The organism is Oleiphilus sp. HI0043 (assembly GCF_001634935.1).
The window spans coordinates 1-784 of the sequence record NZ_LWEY01001764.1; the positions used below are offsets into that span (position 1 = coordinate 1).

The window sequence follows — 784 nt, forward strand, 5'->3', positions numbered from 1 at the left end:
TGTTTACCGTATCAAGACTGAACTCAAAGCGCCGACCTTCGTCTATCAAGTGAGTGGTGAGTATGCGATGCATATGGCCGCAATAGAAAATGGCTGGCTAGACAAGGATAAAATTATTCTAGAGTCACTACTTTGTATCAAGCGCGCTGGCGCCGATGCAATTCTGACTTATTTTGCCAAGGACGCTGCGAAACTTCTTAGCAAAGGATAAAGATGTAACAATGTTCAGCTAGAATGGATTATCGCCCCTTTTAAAATACTTGGAGAATACAGACAACAATGAGCACGACGCATGACGAGCAAACAGCAAATAATGAGCTCCCTGCTATAGACCTCCTTAACCACGAATACTACGTGAACAGGGAACTAAGCCATCTGCAGTTCAACCATCGCGTGCTCAAACAAACGATTGATACATCGCACCCTCTCCTCAACCGTCTGATGTTTAGCTGCATATTCAGTAGCAACATGGATGAGTTTTTTGAAATTCGTGTGGCCGGCCTAAAACATCAGATCAAATTTGGTCGGGAGACAATTGGGCCTGACGGACTAAGCCCTGAACAAACCCTAGAAAAAATCAAACATATCGCGACAGATTTTGTTCGTGAACAGTATGAGATTTTGAATGATGTGCTTCTGCCTGAGTTAAAAAAAGAGGGGATCAGTTTTCTAAGACGCCAGGAATGGAGTGAAGCTCAACATGAATGGTTAGCTAATTATTTCGATAACGAAGTACTACCGATTATTAACCCCATCGGTCTCGACCCTTCACACCCCTTTCCTC

Annotated in this window: 2 pseudogenes; both read left to right on the forward strand. The window is 43.5% G+C overall.

From position 1 onward, the window contains the following. Window positions 1-211 (forward strand): annotated as a pseudogene (locus A3729_RS27220) (porphobilinogen synthase); the annotation flags it as partial. 68 nt (window positions 212-279) lie between these two features. After that, window positions 280-784: pseudogene (locus tag A3729_RS27225) on the forward strand (RNA degradosome polyphosphate kinase); the annotation flags it as partial.